We start from the raw sequence: 1,358 nt of genomic DNA on the forward strand, positions 1-1,358 counted from the left end.
TTTTTTAGTGTTTTGTGTTTGGGTGTGGGGCGGGGGGGGGGGGGGGGGGGGCGGCGCCGCCCCCCCCCCCCCCCCACCGACCCGCGGCGTCTCCCTGCCGCGTCGGTCCAGGTCAGCACCTGATGCATCATCGTGATCGCCATACCGGGCATCATCGCCACCACTGACAACGCCCGTCAGCGCCGCCCTCCTCGACCCCGGTGTCAGTGCCTCGTGCCATCCTTGGCAAGGCTCGGCGGCGCCCATCACTCTGAAGCCGATGCCGCCGCCGGGCAGACCACGCACTCCACAGGACGCTACGGTGGTCTGCACGGCTGATATCACCCTGATATCACGGCTCGGGAGTGGCAAAGGAGGCCACGGTGAGCGGCCACGACTGGAGCATCGACACCATCGTCCACGCCCTGCCCTCCCCCGACATGCGCCAGCAGTGTCTGCGTGAAGTCCACCTCGCGCCCGTCGACGAACTACCCGCGGTCGTCGACAAGTGGCAGGCCGTCGCCTCCCGTTGGGCCGAGGTCGAGGCCCCGAACATCGAAACCGCCCGCGCCGAATACGAGGCCACCGGTACGCTGCCTGCCGAGCACTGCGAGACGCCCGAGTCCGCGGCCCGGTTCGACGACTGGAAGCAGCAAATGGCCAAGCTTCGCCAGCAGCGCGGCGCGGCGTGAACTGGCACGTCGCCCGTTCCCCGCACACCATCGATACGATCATCGGCCTGCCCGTAGAAGCGCAGCTGGCCGTCCTGGACCCGTTCGAGACGCTCGAGGTCGACCCGTTCGCGGTCGCCAAGCCGTACGGTATCGCCGACAAGATCACCTAGCGGGCGGCATTCGGGGACCGCGATCTGCTGGTGGTGCCGGCAGATCCGCGAGACCTCGGACTTGGAGATCCCGGTGTCGCCGCCCAGGGCCTTGACCAGGTCGTCCACGCTTCGGGGGGGGGGGACACGCCGTGGACGTATGCCTCCATGATCACGGCGTAGAGGGCCTGGTCGATGCGGCGCCGGCGTTCCGGCAGGCTCGGGAAGAAGCTGCCGGAACGGACCTTGGGGATCGCCAGGTCCAGGTTCCCGGCCTGTGTCGTGAGGACCTTCCCCCGGTGCCCGTTGCGCCAGGTCGTGCGGGTCTCGGTGCGCTCGCCGGGCTCCGTACCGATCTGCGAGGTGGCCTCGGCCTCGATGAGTTCCTGCAAGATCCGCTGAGCCAGAATCCGAACCAACTCGATTCCGTCCGCCGTACGCAGTGACTCCATCAACCGGAGTAAGTCATGCTGGGACAAGGCCATCGCGCCACCTCTCAACGAGCGTCACTACTCGCAGAGTTGCGCGATGGCCGCCCCATGACCAGGGGCTACGT

2 protein-coding genes and 1 pseudogene are annotated in these 1,358 nt (G+C 68.0%); 2 read left to right on the top strand and 1 reads right to left on the bottom strand.

Annotated features, from left to right (window positions below):
* Positions 1–362: 362 nt before the first annotated feature.
* On the top strand, positions 363–671 hold the full coding sequence (locus ACWDZ7_RS42845; protein ID WP_451804391.1) for a hypothetical protein: 309 nt from the start codon (positions 363–365) through the stop codon (positions 669–671).
* Positions 668–823, top strand: a complete 156-nt coding sequence (locus ACWDZ7_RS42850; RefSeq protein ID WP_451804393.1) for a hypothetical protein — start codon at positions 668–670, stop codon at positions 821–823. The genes ACWDZ7_RS42845 and ACWDZ7_RS42850 overlap by 4 nt, the downstream gene beginning before the upstream one ends.
* A gap of 39 nt (positions 824–862) precedes the next feature.
* On the opposite strand, the pseudogene ACWDZ7_RS42855 reads toward ACWDZ7_RS42850, so the two are convergent.
* Positions 863–1,287, bottom strand: a pseudogene (locus tag ACWDZ7_RS42855) (transposase); the annotation flags it as partial.
* Between the last annotated feature and the right edge of the window lie 71 nt (positions 1,288–1,358).

The organism is Streptomyces sp. NPDC003032 (assembly GCF_053591415.1).